17 protein-coding genes are annotated in these 17,504 nt (G+C 58.4%); 4 read left to right on the top strand and 13 right to left on the bottom strand.

Going from position 1 to position 17,504, the window contains the following annotated elements:
* Positions 1–55: 55 nt before the first annotated feature.
* The 10 genes from pal to IE102_RS07135 all read right to left on the bottom strand — a co-directional run bounded on the left by pal (position 56) and on the right by IE102_RS07135 (position 7,929).
* Positions 56–610, bottom strand: a complete 555-nt coding sequence (gene pal / locus IE102_RS07180; protein WP_189485713.1) for a peptidoglycan-associated lipoprotein Pal — start codon at positions 608–610, stop codon at positions 56–58.
* Between the two features lie 272 nt (positions 611–882).
* Positions 883–2,199 (bottom strand): Tol-Pal system beta propeller repeat protein TolB, encoded by a 1,317-nt coding sequence (gene tolB / locus IE102_RS07175; protein ID WP_189485712.1) that lies wholly within the window; start codon positions 2,197–2,199, stop codon positions 883–885.
* Positions 2,200–2,328: 129 nt separating this feature from the next.
* The gene (tolA, locus tag IE102_RS07170) at positions 2,329–3,153 is read right to left on the bottom strand and encodes a cell envelope integrity protein TolA (protein ID WP_189485711.1); all 825 of its coding nucleotides are present in this window, start codon (positions 3,151–3,153) and stop codon (positions 2,329–2,331) included.
* A complete protein-coding gene (tolR, locus tag IE102_RS07165; RefSeq protein ID WP_189485710.1) occupies positions 3,153–3,641 on the bottom strand; it encodes a protein TolR in 489 nt (162 codons plus the stop codon). The genes tolA and tolR overlap by 1 nt, the downstream gene beginning before the upstream one ends.
* A 10-nt stretch (positions 3,642–3,651) precedes the next feature.
* Complete coding sequence (tolQ, locus tag IE102_RS07160; RefSeq protein WP_189485709.1) at positions 3,652–4,371, bottom strand: protein TolQ; 720 nt, start codon at positions 4,369–4,371, stop codon at positions 3,652–3,654.
* A gap of 228 nt (positions 4,372–4,599) precedes the next feature.
* The gene (locus IE102_RS07155; RefSeq protein WP_189485708.1) at positions 4,600–5,139 is read right to left on the bottom strand and encodes a YbgC/FadM family acyl-CoA thioesterase; all 540 of its coding nucleotides are present in this window, start codon (positions 5,137–5,139) and stop codon (positions 4,600–4,602) included.
* A 225-nt stretch (positions 5,140–5,364) separates the two neighbouring features.
* Positions 5,365–6,414 carry a Holliday junction branch migration DNA helicase RuvB gene (gene ruvB / locus IE102_RS07150; RefSeq protein WP_189485707.1) on the bottom strand — a complete coding sequence of 350 codons (1,050 nt, stop codon included), beginning with the start codon at positions 6,412–6,414 and terminating at the stop codon, positions 5,365–5,367.
* Positions 6,415–6,426: 12 nt separating this feature from the next.
* On the bottom strand, positions 6,427–7,044 hold the full coding sequence (ruvA, locus tag IE102_RS07145) for a Holliday junction branch migration protein RuvA (RefSeq protein ID WP_189485706.1): 618 nt from the start codon (positions 7,042–7,044) through the stop codon (positions 6,427–6,429).
* A complete protein-coding gene (gene ruvC, locus IE102_RS07140; RefSeq protein WP_189485705.1) occupies positions 7,041–7,604 on the bottom strand; it encodes a crossover junction endodeoxyribonuclease RuvC in 564 nt (187 codons plus the stop codon). The genes ruvA and ruvC overlap by 4 nt, the downstream gene beginning before the upstream one ends.
* A gap of 61 nt (positions 7,605–7,665) precedes the next feature.
* The gene (locus IE102_RS07135; protein ID WP_189485704.1) at positions 7,666–7,929 is read right to left on the bottom strand and encodes a hypothetical protein; all 264 of its coding nucleotides are present in this window, start codon (positions 7,927–7,929) and stop codon (positions 7,666–7,668) included.
* A 290-nt stretch (positions 7,930–8,219) separates the two neighbouring features.
* Between IE102_RS07135 and IE102_RS07130 the strand changes: the two genes are divergently transcribed.
* The gene (locus IE102_RS07130) at positions 8,220–10,193 is read left to right on the top strand and encodes a tetratricopeptide repeat protein (protein ID WP_189485703.1); all 1,974 of its coding nucleotides are present in this window, start codon (positions 8,220–8,222) and stop codon (positions 10,191–10,193) included.
* Between the two features lie 2 nt (positions 10,194–10,195).
* On the opposite strand, the gene IE102_RS07125 is transcribed toward IE102_RS07130, so the two are convergent.
* A complete protein-coding gene (locus IE102_RS07125; RefSeq protein ID WP_189485702.1) occupies positions 10,196–11,839 on the bottom strand; it encodes an EAL domain-containing protein in 1,644 nt (547 codons plus the stop codon).
* Between the two features lie 89 nt (positions 11,840–11,928).
* Positions 11,929–13,164, bottom strand: coding sequence for an MFS transporter (locus tag IE102_RS07120; protein ID WP_189485701.1), 1,236 nt, complete (start codon positions 13,162–13,164; stop codon positions 11,929–11,931).
* A gap of 96 nt (positions 13,165–13,260) precedes the next feature.
* On the opposite strand from IE102_RS07120, the gene IE102_RS07115 reads away from it, so the two are divergent.
* The 3 genes from IE102_RS07115 to IE102_RS07105 all read left to right on the top strand — a co-directional run bounded on the left by IE102_RS07115 (position 13,261) and on the right by IE102_RS07105 (position 15,496).
* Positions 13,261–13,611, top strand: coding sequence for a DMT family protein (locus tag IE102_RS07115; protein WP_189485700.1), 351 nt, complete (start codon positions 13,261–13,263; stop codon positions 13,609–13,611).
* A gap of 99 nt (positions 13,612–13,710) precedes the next feature.
* A complete protein-coding gene (locus IE102_RS07110; RefSeq protein WP_189485699.1) occupies positions 13,711–14,778 on the top strand; it encodes an alpha/beta hydrolase-fold protein in 1,068 nt (355 codons plus the stop codon).
* A gap of 43 nt (positions 14,779–14,821) precedes the next feature.
* A complete protein-coding gene (locus IE102_RS07105; RefSeq protein WP_189485698.1) occupies positions 14,822–15,496 on the top strand; it encodes a GNAT family N-acetyltransferase in 675 nt (224 codons plus the stop codon).
* A 329-nt stretch (positions 15,497–15,825) separates the two neighbouring features.
* On the opposite strand, the gene ettA is transcribed toward IE102_RS07105, so the two are convergent.
* Positions 15,826–17,493, bottom strand: a complete 1,668-nt coding sequence (ettA, locus tag IE102_RS07100; RefSeq protein ID WP_189485697.1) for an energy-dependent translational throttle protein EttA — start codon at positions 17,491–17,493, stop codon at positions 15,826–15,828.
* Positions 17,494–17,504: the final 11 nt, after the last annotated feature.

The raw sequence follows: 17,504 nt of genomic DNA, 5'->3' as shown, positions 1-17,504 counted from the left end.
AAATCGGGCCCGCGTTTAACCGCAGGCCCGATGATTATAACTTAAATCCTAAAGCTTACTGAGCGCCTTCGGTCAGGGTCGTCTTGGCGTTACGGTTCTTGGCCCAGCCGTCTTCCGAAGCGGTCGTGTCGAGCGGGTTTTCTTTACCGTAAGAGATGGTCGAGATACGGGCCGGAACGACACCCTTTTGCGTCAGGTACTGCGACACAGATTCGGCGCGGCGGGCACCCAGAGCGAAGTTGTATTCACGGGTGCCGCGTTCATCGGCATTGCCTTCGATACGGATCTTGACGGCCGGATAACGCACCAGCCACGCGGCCTGAGCATCCAGAAGCGCCTTGGCGTCTTCACGCAAGCCGGACTGATCCAGATCAAAATAAACGCGGTCGCCAACATTGACCACAAAGTCCTGCTGCGAGCCGGGGATGACGCCGACCGGAGCGGTCGGGGCCGGGGTCGGGGCCGCTTCAGGCATAGGGGCAGGCGTCGGCACAGGCTCAGGCATAGGCGCCACAGGCTCTTCCTTCGGCTTGGACGCACAGGCAACCACAGACGCCGAAACAAACGTCACGAGCGCGAGTTTAAGAATGGATTTAGGTGTGATGATCATGTGACGTAAATTCCTTTAATTCGCCGGTTTAAGTTTAGGTTCAATCCCGTTAAGGACCGATACCCGAAAATTGTGACGCCTTTATCAGGCGAATAAACATTGATCGCTACGATGGTCTGGCTTTTGGGCTTTGTCAAACCCAAGGATTGACAAACATACCGCCAAATCAAAAGACATTCATCAAATACGATCCTAATACAGTCCTAAACATCAAGTTTATCGCCGCTGACTGTAAAAAAGCGATAGTTCTCCTCTGTGGGAAATATGCGCCTCTATTTCAAACGGGGTGACCAGGCCGGATCAGATGCCCCGCCGGGGTACGGAACCGCTCGCTCCACCCTCCCCGTGACATCCACCGTCCACAGGGACGGCATCCCGCCCGGAGGCTCACGGAAGAACATGATGTAACGGCCATTGGGCGCCCAGGTCGGGCCTTCCTCAAGGTAGGATGAGGTCAGCAGACGCTCACCCGACCCATCCGCGCCCATCACCCCGATCGAGAACCGACCGCTCGATTGCTTGGTAAAGGCGATAAGATCGCCCTTGGGGGAATAGACCGGTGTCGAATAGGAACCGCCGCCAAAGGTAATCCGCCGGATGCCCGATCCATCCGCATTCATGGCGTAGATTTGGGGTGAGCCGCCACGGTCAGAGGTAAAGACAATCGTTGATCCATCTGCCGAAAATGACGGTGAGGTTTCAATCGATGATTCCGTCGTCAACCGGCGCGTGGAGCGAGAGCGTAAATCCATGACATAGATGTCGGTATTGCCGCCCTGAGCCACGCTATAGGCCAGCTTGGACCCATCGGGTGAGAAGCGCGGCGCAAACACCATGCCCTTGATCTGGCCGACCGTCTCCTGACGGCCCGTCTCAATATTGAAAATGTAGATGCGCGCCGAGTCATCACGCAGCGCCATATAGGTGATTTCCTGGCTGTCGGCATTAAAGCGCGGCGTCATGACCTTATAGGACCCATCGGTCAGATAAGACGGGTTAGCGCCGTCCTGATCCATAATCGCCAGACGCTTGATGCGCTTGGCCCGCCCGCCGCTTTCGGCCACAAACACAATGCGCGTATCGAAATAGCCTTCTTCGCCGGTCAGTTTTTCATAGATGGCGTCGGCAATCTTATGGGCAATACGGCGATAATTTTCCGGCGTGGCGGTAAACGACATGCCCAAAAGCTGCTTTTCGGAGAAGACATCCCACAGGCGAAAATCAACCTGCAACCGCCCCTGCCCGTCAATAAAGGCCATGCCGTTCGACAAAGCCTGAGCATTGATCGTGCGCCAGTTTTCAAAGTTCGGCGTCACATTGACATCAAGCTGAGATTGAATAAACGCGTTCGGATCGATCGGCCGGAAAAAGCCGGAACGCTCCAGATCGGCCATGACCACCTTGGAAATCTGTGTCCCCAGATTGCCCGACGCATTGGTCGCCGCCGAATCAATCTTGATGGCGATCGGCAAAGGCTCGATCACACCCTGATTGACGGTGGCCCGCAACGGCTCCTGCGCCTGCGCGGGCATTACCGCACACGATAGGGACGCGATCACGCTCGCTAAGGCCATAAGGCTGCGGATCATAAAGGGTCTGTGGGGCGTAGAATTCCGGATCATCTGGGCCTCTCTGGGGTCTGGCGTCTCACCCGTGGGGCAAGCCAACCTTTAAGAACGCTATAGTCGTAACGAAAATAAAAGAACAATGGGGCAGGATTATCGCGACGCACAGAAAGTTTTGGCATCAAACGTAATAATCAGGGCCCGGTTATATAGTCCATCTGGCAAATCGCCGTAGGGCTGGCCACGACTGACGGCGGCAATAGCCCGTGACGCACCGGCCTGCCACACAGGGTCGCTGCGCCGATCCAGCCATTCCGGCCCTTTGACGACGCGACCGCCGGGGGACAGCGTAAACCCAATATCGACTTCGACCTGGTTAGACCCCGGCACGTCGCAATTCGGCGACCATAGCTTTTGCAGCCGCGCGGTAAGCGCATTCATAGCGGGCCCCGTATCTGCCGGTGATGATCCGGCATTTGACGCCCCATCGGTCGCGCGCGTATTGGCCCGTGCGGGGGCGCGCGTCGGCGCTTTTGACGGCGAGCTTTGCATTTTTGTCAGGGCATCGAGGTCCAGCGCCTTTGGAGCCGGTTTGGCCGGAACCTTTTGCGCAGGCTTCTTCGTGTCCTGCGGTTTTTTCAGGCCGTCCTTGGAGACTTCTGGTGTCTTGGGGGCCGGTTTAGGCTGAGGCGTCGGGGCCTTGGCCACTTCCGGCTTAGGCACCGGCTGCTTCGGGGCCGGTGTTGGCGGGGCCGGTTCAGGCACGACTTCGGGGGCGGGCTCCGGTTCCGGCGGCTTGACCGCCAGTTCATCAACGGGAGCAGCCGCCTGCTCGAACGTCGGCATATCCGAGATGATCGTCACCGGCACAGACGAAGTCAGTGTCCTGGGCGTCTGATGCGTCCAGGTGATGAAGGCAAGCGCAAACACGCCGACATGCAGCAGAACCGATAATAAAAGTGAACCGGATCGTTTCATTACGGCTGCGTCACCTCTGGCGATGTCGGGGCAGACGCGGCTTTTTCACCGACGCTTTCGGTCAGCAGATTAATCTTGGTAAAGCCCGATGTCGACAGCTTGGCCATCACACGCGCCACGCTCTCATAAGGGGCCGTGCCATCGGCGCGGACATAGACGGGCTTAGAGGTATCGCCATTGGTCATGGCCAGCAGACGTGCCGCCATCTGATCGTAGCTGGCCGGATCATCCATGACGTAAATCGCCCCGTCGCGCTGCACCGATACCGTCAGCGGATCGCCCTCATCCTTAAGCGCCGCCGCTTCGGTCTTGGGCAGGTCAATCTTGACGCCCGAGGTCAATAGCGGGGCCGACACCATAAAGATGATCAGCAGCACCAGCATGACGTCAACCATCGGCGTGACGTTGATTTCCGACAATGCGGCCTTACGCCGCGATCTGCGCCCACCTCTGCGGCCTCCGCCGGCGGCGCCTGTTCCCAATGCCATGCCGGTCTCCCTACTTCAGGCTGCCGAGCTTGTCGGCCAGACGACGGGTCACCGACACCATCAGTTCATCCGCAAACCCTTCCATGCGCCCGACGAAACGACCGGTCTTGGCGCTGAACAGGTTATAGCCGATATAGGCCGGAATAGCCGCCGCCAGCCCCATGGCCGTGGCAAACAAGGCTTCGGAAATCGCCGGGGCTACGGTCGCCAGATTGGTATCACCCTGAGCCGCGATCGCCCCAAAGGCATTCATGATCCCCCAAACCGTCCCGAACAGGCCTATGAAGGGCGACGCGGTGGCGATAACGGCCAGAATACTCAGGCCATCTTCGATCTGATCGGCTTCGGCGGAAATGACGTGATTAAGCTCACGGTCAATCTGGTTGACCAGCAAATCGCTCTGGGACGGCGTGATCACCTTGCCCTTATAGTCGCGCCAGGCGGCGGTCACGGCCACCAGCAGCTTTTGAAACGGCTGGGTCGGGTTGGTGCCGAGTGAGGCCCCAATATCTTCGAGCGGGCGCCCTGACGCCAGGGTACCCTCGAAACCATCGGCCTCTTTGTTGAGGCGGTTTAGCTTCATCGTCTTGTCAATAATGATCGCCCACGACCACAGTGAAGCCAGCACCAGTCCGATCATCACCGATTTGACGACCCAATCGGCCTGCATAAACAGTTCAACAAAATTCAAACCTGAACTGAGGGCTTCGGGGGCAGCCGCCGCTTCCATATAAGACTCCTAAAAAGTAACCTGACGCACGAACGGCCATTCGCACGTTATTAAAATGTTTCGGCACCTTGCCTCAAGAGTGATGACAATTCTATGGCAAGGTTAATTAAGTTTATAATTTTCGGGGAAAGTGCAGTGATGCCGCAACTATCCGCAACGGATCACGGCTATTGGCGTTCGCCATCAGGTGTCAATACGTGCCCCGATAAAGCCTGTTTTAGCCGCAAACTATACCAGCAGATTATTGCCGGGATGGGCCGCCTCAACCGTCACCGCTTTTTCAGGCGTTAGGGTCTGCGGCTTATTTTCCGGCAGAAACTTCTCACGCACGATCTCAAGCAGCGACTTGGGCAGACGGCGCGGACGCGACGCCATGTCGATGCACACCAGTTGCAGCTTGCCGACGCACAGAACCTTACCCTTACACTCAATGCGCTGGGTCAGGTTAAAGCGCGCCCCTTGTGAGCCGTCGATCTCACTGCGCACCCACAGGACATCGTCGATCTTGGCCGGGGCATGGTATTTGACGTTGATTTCCGCCACCGCAAAGGCCAGCGGGTCTTCGCGCGCGGCCAGATCAGAGTGCGGAATATTCAACAGGCGCATAAAGTCGGAACGGCCGCGCTCAAAATATTTCAGGTAATTGGCATAGTAAACGACGCCGGAAAAATCAGTGTCTTCGTAATAGACACGAATCGGCAAGCTATGGGTACGGCCATCGATAAAGCCCGATAACGCGCCCTCGACCAGAAAATCGATATCTTTCATAGCCCACCTACGCAAAAAGCGCTCAGGTCACACACACAATTATGCCCGACACGCTGGTCACACCGCCCATACCAATAATAAGCTACCTCTGCCGCAACGCAATATGAAAACCTTGCGCGTCCGGTCACGATTCGTAAAGACTTATTTAACTATAGGGAAGCGCTGTCGCCCAAAATTCAACGTAGTCATTAGCAACGCACAGTTGCGGCGCCCGTAAAGCACATATTACCCGTCAAACAGATCGCCCGTAGGGGGTATTGCCGCTGGCGGATTAAGGCCCAGATGCAGATAGGCGCGCGCACAGGCCATACGTCCGCGCGGCGTGCGCTGAATAAAGCCCTGCTGCAACAGGTAAGGCTCGATCATATCCTCAACCGCATCGCGGGCTTCGGCAATGGCCGCGGCGATGGTCTCCAGTCCCACCGGCCCGCCGGAGTAGTTCTCAATCAGCGCCCGCAGATAACGGCGGTCGGAATGGTCAAGACCGACCTGATCGACCTCAAGCCGCGCCAGAGCTTTTGACGCCGCTTTTTTGTCGATTGTGGTCGCACCGTCTGCTGTCGCAAAGTCACGTACCCGCCGCAGCAACCGCCCCGCCACCCGCGGCGTCCCCCGCGCGCGTGAGGCGATTTCCGTGGCGCCGTCTTCGCTGACGGGCGTACCCAGTTTACGCGCCGCCCCGATCACCACCCGCGTCAGTTCTTCGGGGGTATAGAACTCAAGACGCAGGGGAATGCCAAACCGGTCGCGCAGAGGCTGCGACAGCAATCCCGCCCGTGTGGTGGCCCCGACCAATGTGAAGGGCGCCAGGTCAATGCGCACGGTTCGCGCGGCGGGCCCATCCCCGATGATCAGATCGAGCACATAGTCTTCCATCGCGGGATAGAGGATTTCCTCGACAGCCGGATTGAGCCGGTGGATTTCGTCGATAAACAGCACATCATTGGGTTCAAGATTGGACAGGATCGCCGCCAGATCGCCCGCTTTCGCCAGCATTGGCCCGGAGGTGGCGCGAAACCCAACCCCCAGTTCCTTGGCGACGATTTGCGCTAGCGTCGTCTTGCCCAGCCCCGGCGGGCCATAAAACAGCACATGGTCAAGGGATTCGCGGCGGGCGGCGGCGGCGGCCACAAACACCTTGAGATTGGCCTTAAGCGGGGCCTGACCCACAAAATCATCAAAGGTTTGCGGACGTAAGGCGCGATCAATGCCCAGTTCGCTGGTCAGCGATCCGTGCTCATCATCCTGCCGCTCGCCTGAGATCAATCTACTCATGTCGCATACTCTCTATCGCCCCAGCGCCTTAAGCGAGGCACGGATCACCGCCGCCAGTTCCGCTTCCGGCCCCAGATCTTTTAGCGCCACATCGACCGCCTGTCGTGACTGCTGTTCAGACATACCGAGTCCCATCAGGGCCGCAACACTTTCGCCATTCACGGACGGCTTAACCGTCGTCACCACCGCCGCCGGACTATAGCCAATCGGCTCAAACACGCCGGCGGCGGTCAACGGCTTACCTTTAAGTTCAATAACAATGCGTTGCGCCAATTTTGGACCCACACCCGACGCCCGACCGACCTTGGTTTTATCATCGGACGCCACCGCCTGCGCCAGTTCCATCGGCGTCATGATATCAAGCACCGCTAAAGCGGCTTTCGGCCCCACGCCCTGCACCCCTTGTAAGCTAACAAAGGCCTGCCGTTCATCCTTGGTGAGAAACCCGAACAGGCGCGTACCGTCTTCGCGGGTAACGCTTTCGATGTGGACGATGACCTCAGCCCCCAGTTCTGGCATATTGGCCAGCGTGCGCACCCCGCAGCGGACGATATAGCCGACGCCGCCAACCTCAATCAGCGCATCTTCGTCGCTCAACTCCAAAACAAGGCCCCGCAAACGCCCGATCATGCTACGCTCCGCTTCGCTTTTATTTGCCCTAACGCTTCGCTCCTCGAGGGCGAGTTCCTTTTCAGCATAGCCATCTTGCGCTTATGGGCATGGGTGATCGCCACCGCCAGCGCATCGGCCATGTCGGCCGTAAGCGTTGCCTCAGCACCGGCGCGCGGCAGCAGACGTTTGACCATGAACAGAACCTGATCCTTATCGGCGCGCCCTGCCCCCACCACCGATTTTTTGACATCAAGGGCTGCGTATTCCGCCACGCTCAAACCCAGCTTTGCCGGGGCCAGCATCGCCGCCGCCCGCGCATGGCCCAGCTTAAGGGTCGAGGCCGGGTTCATATTCACAAAGGTTTCTTCGATCGCCGCTTCATCAGGGTGATAGGTTTCAATCACCTGCGTCAGCCCCTCAAACAAATCCAGCAGGCGGTCTGACAAGGCCTGCTTTTCATCCGGCGTAATAACCCCGTGCCCGACCCACGACAGGCGCGCGCCCTCAACGTCGATAACGCCCCACCCCAGCCTGCGCAGACCGGGATCAAGTCCGATGATCCGAATCGTGTTCTTCATATGTTCGATATAAAACAGGTCTTCTGCGCCCGCGCAACCGAACAATGGTTAACGCCAGCGCCTAAACCGAAGGCGGTAGCCCGTAGGCCTGCTCAATTTCCCTCAGATTGACCTCAACCTGCGCCAGTGCGGCCCTGGCTTTGAGCCAGGCTTCGTCCTCAGCCGCCATATCGCCGCGGGCCCGTTCGCGCTGGGTCAAGGTGCGCTGAAAAAAGGCATGATCGCGCACCAGATCGAAATAGGTGCGGCAGGCCCGTGTTGCGGTCTGTGCATCCGTCTCACGGTCAAGAGCGGCATTAAGAAACTGATCAACGGTTACGGTCACACCCCCTCCTTCCCATTTAAGATGTCGCAAAACCTTTATAAGCTATAGTTAACAAACACACATAGCAAGTCGGGGCAAGTCGGGGGCAAGCAGGTGGAGGCAAGCCGGGGAAAGCCACGGCAGGGGATCAGCCTGCGGGTGGCCAAAAAGTTGCACATTTAGCCCCGACGGGCGTCATGGCGCTTCTTTTTGAGACATATTGATTTCAATACGATTGCCAGATGCCCAAGCTTAGGCTTAACTCAAGGCTGTGGGTAATCAGGTTCTAGCGGCCGGTTATGGGGGCAAACGTGAGCAATATGGACATGGGTGAAACCTTAGACGGCGAACATCTGCCTGAGACGGATTCAGCAAAGGTCGCAGACAAAGTCATGACGGCCTCAAAGTCTCGCCACCGCCAGCCTTTGACCGGCTTTATAGTTTTGATACTGACCGGGCTTTTGATGTGCGCCGGGGCCATGTTCATTGCCGACGCGCCTCTGGGTGGCCCGGCTGAGGACTGGATAAGCTGGGCCCGCATCGAAACCGTTCCGTCGGGCGTATTGCTTATCGGTGCCGTCATCATTCTGATCGGCATCATCGGCTGCCTGTTTCGTCTGACCGCGCCGGTATCCCGCCGCCCAAAAATCACGTCATCACAGTCCGCAATTGCCAGTGATGACTTTGATCTGGCCATCCCCGAAGACCAGCTTCAAATTCACGCCGAAGGGCTCAAGACCGCCAGCGTCCATTATCTGAGTGCAGATACGCCTGAACAGACGAACCGCAACCGCGCCTCATTGCGGTTTGAAGCCCCGCCCGCCACAACACAGGCGGGCCTGTCGCAATCCCAGGCTCCTCAGACCGCGCCTTCCAGCCATGAGTTGATCCCGCATTATGGTGACAATGCCGCCGATGCCTTTGGCCTGCCCAAGCCCCATCTGGACGCTACCTCCCTGCGCCGTCCGGCCGATGTGCCGCGCCCTGCGGCCACGCCCGCAACTACCGATGTCCTGTCGCCGGAGCATGGGTTGAGAATTTCCACACCGTCGTCATCCGACCGTAGCGCAGAGACTGTGGCGGTGGCCGCCCCGCCGATGGCCGAGGTCATTCCCCTGCGTCCGGCAGAGCCTCAGCCTGCCGCCGCCGTTTACAGTGAGCCCCTGACCGAACCAGAGCCAGCCGCCGCGCCTATGGCCATGGCTGAAACAATTGCTGACCCGATCGAAGCCGCCCTTCTGGCTGATACGCCGGAAACCTCAGTGCGGGAACTGCCCGAAAGCGATATCAACGCGGTCATTTCCTCGGCCATGCGCTTTATAGAAACGCCTGCGGCCCCAGAGATATTGACAGAGGCACCTGCACAGGCCCCCATTGCGCCCGCCGCCCATGATGCTTATGCACCCGCCGTCGCCGCGCCGATCATGGTGGAACCGCACCCCTTGCTTGCGCCGGTCGAAGCCGAAATCGCGCCGGAACCGGCACCCGTCATCCCGGCGCTGACGCCTGAGCAGGAAATCGGTCAGGCGGTCTCAACCGCCCTGTCCGTGTGGCCCGACGCGACCCGCCCGATCGCCGCCGAAGAATTGTCGGTGCGCCTCAGCTATCTCTATTATGACAAATCCCCAAAGACCCGCGACGTCTTTGACCTGATTGCGTGCGGAGATTTGTCCGCCGCCGCCAGCCGCTTACAGACCATCGCCAATGAACTGATGAACGCCGGCGCCTTTGCCCATTCGGCGGAGCTGTGGCGGATTTACGGCGCCCTGCATATGGGCCGCGACGACCCCAAGGCCATGCTGGCCTATGAGCAGGTGTCCGAGCTTGATCCGTCCGATGCCAATGTGCATCTCTATCTGGCCCGCCGCTATCAGATGGATGGCCGGACCGACGCCTTGGCCCCCGTCATTGGCCGAGCACTGGCCGTGGTCAGCGACCCGCAAACCCGCTCAGGCCTGTTGACCCAATATGCCGATATCAAGTTCAAGGTCGGTGACCTTACGACGGCGGCGACGGCGTTTGAGGAACTGAGCCTGATCAACGAAAGCCTGGCCTATCTTGATCCGGGCAATATTCAGGTGCGTTCCGGTCAGGCGATGGCTCTGGCCCGTCTGGCGCAGATCCGTGAAATTCAGGGCGAGCACCATAAGGCCGCACCGATGTATCGCAAAGCCTATGAGGTCTTTTCGGAGTTATCCGCCCAAATGCCGGGTCATGCCGGACTCAAGGCCATGGCCGACAACGCCCTGCGCGATGTTCAGCGCCTTAGCGTCAACCCGTCCTAGGGCTAACTCCAGCTTTCGGTGACGCCCTTGCGGCGGGCCGTGACAGCGGAAACCGCCGCACTCGATAAATCCGGACTGGGGCGGCCAAACAGGTAGCCTTGCCCAAACTCGATGCTAAGCTGGCGGGCCATTTCGTCCATTTCAGCGTTTTCGATCATTTCGCCGATAACCTGACAGCCCAGTTCATGGCTGAGCGACACAATCGAGCGGATCAGGGCGCGCTGACGGCTATCATTCACCGCTTCGCGCAGAAATGGCCCGTCGATCTTGACGAAATCAACCTCAAAATGGCGCAGATAATTATAAGACGCCGCGCCTGATCCGAAGTCATCCAGACACACCCGGAACGACATCTGATGCAGCCAGGCAATGAACCGGCGCGCCGTCTCGAAATCCTTGACCTCACCGGTTTCGGTAATTTCAAACATCACGCGCTTGTTAAGGTTGCGGTACGGCTGGATCAGTTTGCGGAAATCGTGGCCGAACTGCGGGCTGGCAATCGACTGACCGGAAATATTGACCGCCACAACCGCGTCAGCCTGCGCGCCCACCGCCGACAACACCTTTTGACACACCGCCAGATCAAGATCGTGGATCAGGCCAATCTGTTCGGAAAAATTGATGGTGTCATAGAGATTACGGCCATCCTTGAGGCGCAGCAGGGCCTCATGGTGGTGGACCGTGCGGTCATAAAGCCGCACAATCGGCTGATAGAAAATCTGAAAATCACCATTGTCGATCACCGATTTAATCGATGAAAACTCCGCCACCGTGTCTTCCATGGCGGCTTCCAGACTGGCTTCGATGGTCGGCGGCACCTGATCAGGTGATTTGGCAAAGGTTTGGGTGATATAGGCCAGCGCCTTTTTGATCGCCGCGTGATCCAGATTGCCGGTCTTAAGATGGATCGACATCATCTTGGGCCCAAGGGCTCCGCTGGCCAGCCCAGCCGCCTGCCCCACGGCATCAATTTCGGCCATCAGGCGCGCCTCAGCGTGCTGATCACTGGCCGGTCGCAACACGCCAAAGCTGTCGTCAGGCAAGGCCCCGCCCTGGCCCGCTACAGAGTTTGCCCGCAACACCCCGGCGATTTCCTGCATCAGCAGGGCCTGCTGATCGGCACTCAGGGTCGTGCGCACCTTGGTCAGCCCTTTGAGCTTGATCAGGGTCATGTCGAGATCAGCGGCTTTTGACGCCCCGGCGCGAATGATATCGAGCGCCAGTTCGTTAAAACGCTCAGCCGTCACCAGTCCGGTCTCATCCTGATCCGGCGCATCAGGGCGAACATTGTTGAGGATGCTTAAGGTCAGATGGATTTCGTCGGCTCGTGACGGGATAAAGCACGCCCCGACATTGACCAGCATAGCCGCCTTACCGTCGGCCCTCAGATAAACCGCGACCGGATCGATACGACCCTTTTTCGTGGTATCTTTCAGTTTTCGTTGCAGAAAAGCCTGATCCTGCGGCTGAAACAGTTCGATGACCGAGCGGCCTTTGAGGGCAGCGCCCTCAGCCCCCAAAAGCGTGCGGGCCGCACCGACGACCGATTTGATGGTCAGATCCAGACCGACCTCAATCAAAAGATCTGCCGCCGCCAGAGAATAGGCAATATAGCTGTCTCTCTGCGCCTTATAATTTTCACTCATGTGCAGGCCTTTTGCCACGCATGTCGCGCCCGCGACCTGCCCCGATACTCAGAGCTTAAATCGTATACGCGTTAATCTTTATAAATTTACTAATGTCGATATAGCGGGCTCAGGCGAAGACTTAAGGCCGCCATGACTTTGATGACGCAGGGTATGAGCGCGTAAAATAGCGGCAGATAGCCACCACTGTCGGCCACGCCCGGCTGATAGCCGAACGCGGCTAATGCAGGGAGGCTTAAACCCGTGGCCAGCGACAGGGCCAGCTTTGATAAAAACGCCAGCAGCGCATAATACCGGCTGGCGGCCGTTTCATGGCCGCTGGCCTCCAGCCGGTCGGCAATGATGGCGGACGGCAGGGCCAGATCAGCCCCGAACGCAGTCCCCGACAATATGCACACCACAGCAAACATAATAACCGCATCGGGCGGCAGAAAAAACGCCCACACAAAGGTCAGGCTGGCCAGAACCATGCTCAGACCCCAGGCTCGTCCCTTACCGAACCGCGTCGAAATGCGCTGCCACAGCGGCATGGTGGCGGCACCGCTGATGAAATAAAGGATCAGAAACAGGCCGGTAAAGTCTTGCGCATTCAAATGGTCGCGGACGTAAAATATGATCAGCACCGCCGGTATGGCTGAGGCCAGACTGCTCAGGCCATAGGTCAGGGTGAACCGCCGCACCCAAGGTTCGCGCATGAGTGCCAGATAGTTGAGCGACACCACCTTGGCTGGACGCGCCATCGCCGCCCTACCCGACCACTGCCAGAACGCCGCAACCCCGATGATCAAACTGATCAGACACAGCACTGACAGCCAATGAAACGCCGCGCCTGCGTCCATCGACCGCACCAGCACGGTCGGCGTCACCGACCCCAGCAACAATCCAATCAGGCCCAAACCTTCGCGCACACCGGCAACCCTGACGCGCTCAGAGCCGTCAACCTGCCAAAGTCCGCCCATCGCCTGAAGATTGATGCCCACCATCGAAAAGCCGGTGGTGCAGATCAGGATGCTAATGGCCATCCACAAAAGCGGCTCACCGACGGGATGAAACAGCATCCAGAACCCCGCCCCCAAAAGTACCGCACCGACCAAGACGATCAACCGGCGCATCTCATGAAACCGGTCGCTTAAACTCCCGATCAGCGGGTCCTGCACGGCATCGATCAGCCGTAACCCCACCAACACTGCCCCCATCGCGGCCAGCGGCACCCCAAGGTCGGTCGCGTAGTAGTCCGGCGCATGGATAAACAGCGGCAAACCCGCAAACGCCACCGGCAGAGCCAGCAGACCGTAAGTCATTAAATTGAACGCGTTTGGTCGCATATACTTCCTACGCTTTCACGCCTACGCGGGATCACCGATCATTGACAGGCCCCGCCGGATATTGGCAAACATCGCCATATACCCAAAGGATTGCCCATGCCGAACCTGCCCGTCAGCGTCACTACGATCGGCCTTCTGATCGCCTCAAACATCTTTATGACATTCGCGTGGTACGGACACCTGAAGTTCAAGACTGAAAAGCTGTGGGTGGTTATTCTGGTCAGTTGGGGGATCGCGTTTTTTGAATACTGCCTGATGGTGCCCGCCAACCGCATCGGCTACGGCACGTTCAGTGCCGTGCAGCTCAAGACCATTCAGGAAGTCGTTACCCTGACAGTGTTTGTGGCGTTTTCGGTCTGGTATCTGGGGGAGCCGCTAAAATGGACGACGGTTATTGGCTTTACCCTGATCGCGGCGGGCGCGGCGTTTATCTTCTATAAGCCTTAAAGCCGCCCCAATCCGATCATACCGTCCACAGGTAGTCAGTTCCCTGTAAATTTGCGTTCGCCGGTCTGTTTGAGCCTTGCTTGAAAAGAAAGCCCGCTTATGCGCTCATATTTCTGCCGCCCCTATTCCCGCCGGGCCGCTCTGGCTATGGTCATGGCGACCGCCGCCTTACCCGCCCGCGCCGCGCCATCAGGCCGGGTGGTGGATGCGGTTCTGCCGTCCGCACACTTTGCCCACAACCGGATCGGTATAAGCCCGGATCGCCGCATAAGCGTCTATCTCCCGCCGTCCTATGGCACTGGTCGTAAGCGCTATCCGGTTATCTATTATCTGCATACCTTTTTTGAAGACCACCGCACCATCTTTGATCAGCACGGCGTTCAGACCCTTTTGGAAACCGCTTTTGAGCGCGGTGACATGGGCGAGGTCATTCTGGTCAGCGCTGATTTTTCCACGCCCGTCGTCCATTCGATCTATACCAACTCATCAGTCACTGGCAATTGGGAAGACTTTCTGGTTCAGGAACTTGTGCCCTATATCGACGCCAATTACAGGACATTAGCGGAGCCTTCCGCACGCGGACTGACCGGCGCACATATGGGCGGTTACGGTGCCATTCGTATCGCAGGCCGTTATGGCGGCGTGTTTGGGTCCGTCTACGCCATGCATCCGGTCGGCACAGGTCACGGCGTTTATATCATGCAGGGCCGTCCGAACTGGGACCTGCTGGCTCAGGCCAAATCCTTAAATGACGTCAAGGCCGATCCGTTTTCGCAGATATTCACCGCCATCTATCAGGCCCACCTGCCCAACCCGACCAAAGGCCCGCTCTATATCGACATGCCCGCGCGTCGGGTTAACGGCGAACTGATCATCGACCCGGCCCTGACCGAACGGCTGACGAACAGCTTTTTCCTGGAACGACAAATCGCATCAGGGGCACAAAACCTTAAAGGTCTGCGCGGTTTTAAGCTGGACTGGGGCCGCTCCGACAGCAATATCGACCATGTCTACTCCAATCATTCCTACGCCTTAAAACTCAACGAATACGGCATCCCCAATGAGGCCGAGGAATATAACGGCGGCTGGGGAGATAAGCACTGGGGCCCGCGCGGCCGGTTCGTGAGTGATGTTATTCCGTTCTTCAAGTCCTGCCTTGAGGTGTGACCGCATCGATTGACAGCTTTATCCGTCCGCGCCATGACGTAGCATGACGATTTCCCATCCCCTCGACCGGCCGGTATGGAGCGCCCTCACCTCTGGTTGGGCGCACCTGGCGCACGGCGATGACCGCGCGCGGCAGCTTGATCCGGCGTTTGGGCCGTTTGCGGACAGCTTTGACGGATCGCCTGAGCCTTTGGCAGATTTGACACCGGGGCCGGACGGGTTCTGGGTGTTGGAAAGGGCGGCGATTTCGGCGCCTGCCGGGTTCGAGGTCGTTAAGGTCGCCTTGTGTCACCAAATGATAGCCACGCACATCACGCCGGGCGGGGAAGATTTTGAGGCGGGTCAGCTAACGCACGCCGATGCCACTGAGATGCTGGCTCTGGCGCGCCTCACCCAACCGGGCCCGTTTGCTGAGCGCACTCACGAACTGTCGGCTTTCATCGGCATCAAGCATGACGGGCGGCTGGTCGCTATGGCCGGTGAGCGTATGAAAATTGACGGCTTTTCCGAGGTCAGCGGTGTGTGCACCCACCCCGATTTTCGCGGACGCGGCTATGCGGCGGGCCTGATGCGCCTTGTCGCGCGCCGTATCCTTGCGCGCGGAGAGACCGCGTTTCTGCACACCTACGCCGACAATCAGGTGGCGATTGATCTTTATCAGTCGCTGGGCTTCACATACCGGGCAGCATTGACGGCGACGGTGTTAAGGCCGGTGTGATACCCTTCTCCTCCCTATCGAAGATGGGGAGGTGCCGAGCCGCGCATTGCGCGTGTCGAGGCGGAGGGGGATAGACACATTAGTTGACCTTACCCCTCCGTCACGTCGCCAAGCTCCGTGCCACCTCCCCATCTTCGATAGGGAGGAGAAACAAAAACAGGCGAAGATGTCGCCATCCCCGCCTGTTTTGACTATTATTCACTGTCCGCGGTAACCCGCTGCGGGGTGGCGAAAAGGACTGGCTTTTGAGCACCTGACGCTACGTGTACATTAGGTACACGAGCAAAGGCGCGCAAAAAGACGATTCTTTGCAGCCAGCCGCAGTAGGGTTAACGAGCGAACTTCTGGAACTTGATCCGATGCGGGATCAGACTGTCCGTACCCAGACGACGCTTTTTGTCTTCTTCGTACATTTCAAAGTTGCCTTCGAACCATTCGACGTGTGAATCGCCCTCGAACGCGAGGATGTGGGTCGCCAGACGGTCGAGGAACCAGCGATCGTGGGAGATGACCACGGCGCAGCCGGCGAACTCTTCCAGCGCCTCTTCGAGGGCCTGCAAGGTTTCGATATCCAGATCGTTGGTCGGCTCATCGAGCAGGATGACATTGCCGCCGGACGCCAGGGTCTTGGCCAGGTGGACGCGGTTGCGCTCACCACCGGACAGCAGGCCGACCTTCTTTTGCTGGTCGCCGCCCTTGAAGTTAAAGCCGCCGACATAGGACCGGCTGTTGATTTCGCGCTTGCCGACAATCATCACATCGGTGCCGCCGGAAATGGCCTGCCAGACGGTGTGGTCGGGATTGAGGTCGTCGCGGCTCTGATCGACATAGGCCAGTTTGACGGTTTCACCGAGTTTCAGCGTACCCGCATCGGGTTGCTCAACACCGGTGATCAGCTTGAACAGGGTCGATTTACCGGCACCGTTCGGGCCGATAACACCAACAATCCCGTTGGGCGGCAAACGGAAGGTCAGATCCTTGAACAGCAGTTTATCGCCGTATTCTTTCTGAAGGCCGGTGACTTCGAGCACGAGGTTGCCGAGGCGCGGGCCGGGCGGGATTTGGATGGTGGCAAACGACTGCGCCTGACGCGAATTTTCCTGTTCGCGGACCATGTCGTCATAGGCGGCCAGACGGGCCTTGGACTTGGCCTGACGGGCCTTGGCGCCGGAGCGCACCCAGTCCAGTTCCTTGGTGAGGGCGCGTTGACGGGCTTCGGATTCCGATTGCTCCTGAACCACGCGCTTTTGCTTGGCCTCAAGCCAGCTTGAATAGTTGCCTTCGTGGGGCACGCCCTTGCCGCGGTCGAGTTCCAGCGTCCACTTGGTGACCTGATTGAGGAAGTAACGGTCGTGGGTGACAAGGATCACGCAGCCTGGAAACTGCTCAAGGTGGTGCTGAAGCCAGGCGACCGATTCCGCATCCAGGTGGTTGGTAGGCTCGTCCAGCAGAAGCATATCAGGCTTTGACAGCAGCAGACGGGCAAGTGCTACCCGGCGCTTTTCACCGCCGGACAGCTTGGTCACACCCGAATCGTTGGGCGGGCAACGCAGGGCGTCCATCGCCATTTCAATGCGCGAATCGATGTCCCACAGATCGCCGGCGTCGATCTTTTCCTGAAGGGCGTTCATTTCCTCCATAAGTTCGTCGGTATATTCTTCGCCCATCTGCTCGGCGACTTTGTTGAAGCGATCAAAGATCTTCTTTTCTTCGCACCAGTCGATGACGTTTTCCCAGACGGTCTTGGAATCGTCGAGATGCGGTTCCTGTTGCAGGTAGCCCATCTTGGTGCCGTCGGCGGCCTTGGCCTCACCGGAAAATTCTTTGTCGAGACCGGCCATGATCTTGAGCAGGGTCGACTTACCCGACCCGTTGACCCCGACCACGCCGATCTTGGCGTCGGAATAGAAGCTCAGCCAGATGTTCTCGAAGATTTTCTTGCCGCCGGGGAAGTGCTTGGTCAGCCCCTGCATCTGGAAAATGAACTGTTGCGCCATGTCTATGGGCA

It is taken from the genome of Asticcacaulis endophyticus (genome assembly GCF_014652575.1).
GTDB classification, from domain to species: domain Bacteria; phylum Pseudomonadota; class Alphaproteobacteria; order Caulobacterales; family Caulobacteraceae; genus Asticcacaulis; species Asticcacaulis endophyticus.
The sequence above is the reverse complement of the archived record's forward strand: the minus strand, read 5'-3'. Positions and strand labels throughout refer to the sequence as shown.

What these genes read in the sequence shown, in the direction of transcription:
- pal (WP_189485713.1), bottom strand. Translation starts at nt 610, where the DNA reads ATGATCATCACACCTAAATCCATTCTTAAACTCGCGCTCGTGACGTTT.
- tolB (WP_189485712.1), bottom strand. Translation starts at nt 2,199, where the DNA reads ATGATCCGCAGCCTTATGGCCTTAGCGAGCGTGATCGCGTCCCTATCG.
- tolA (WP_189485711.1), bottom strand. Translation starts at nt 3,153, where the DNA reads ATGAAACGATCCGGTTCACTTTTATTATCGGTTCTGCTGCATGTCGGC.
- tolR (WP_189485710.1), bottom strand. Translation starts at nt 3,641, where the DNA reads ATGGCATTGGGAACAGGCGCCGCCGGCGGAGGCCGCAGAGGTGGGCGC.
- tolQ (WP_189485709.1), bottom strand. Translation starts at nt 4,371, where the DNA reads ATGGAAGCGGCGGCTGCCCCCGAAGCCCTCAGTTCAGGTTTGAATTTT.
- IE102_RS07155 (WP_189485708.1), bottom strand. Translation starts at nt 5,139, where the DNA reads ATGAAAGATATCGATTTTCTGGTCGAGGGCGCGTTATCGGGCTTTATC.
- ruvB (WP_189485707.1), bottom strand. Translation starts at nt 6,414, where the DNA reads ATGAGTAGATTGATCTCAGGCGAGCGGCAGGATGATGAGCACGGATCG.
- ruvA (WP_189485706.1), bottom strand. Translation starts at nt 7,044, where the DNA reads ATGATCGGGCGTTTGCGGGGCCTTGTTTTGGAGTTGAGCGACGAAGAT.
- ruvC (WP_189485705.1), bottom strand. Translation starts at nt 7,604, where the DNA reads ATGAAGAACACGATTCGGATCATCGGACTTGATCCCGGTCTGCGCAGG.
- IE102_RS07125 (WP_189485702.1), bottom strand. Translation starts at nt 11,839, where the DNA reads ATGAGTGAAAATTATAAGGCGCAGAGAGACAGCTATATTGCCTATTCT.
- IE102_RS07120 (WP_189485701.1), bottom strand. Translation starts at nt 13,164, where the DNA reads ATGCGACCAAACGCGTTCAATTTAATGACTTACGGTCTGCTGGCTCTG.
- IE102_RS07115 (WP_189485700.1), top strand. Translation starts at nt 13,261, where the DNA reads ATGCCGAACCTGCCCGTCAGCGTCACTACGATCGGCCTTCTGATCGCC.
- IE102_RS07110 (WP_189485699.1), top strand. Translation starts at nt 13,711, where the DNA reads ATGCGCTCATATTTCTGCCGCCCCTATTCCCGCCGGGCCGCTCTGGCT.
- IE102_RS07105 (WP_189485698.1), top strand. Translation starts at nt 14,822, where the DNA reads ATGACGATTTCCCATCCCCTCGACCGGCCGGTATGGAGCGCCCTCACC.
- ettA (WP_189485697.1), bottom strand. Translation starts at nt 17,493, where the DNA reads ATGGCGCAACAGTTCATTTTCCAGATGCAGGGGCTGACCAAGCACTTC.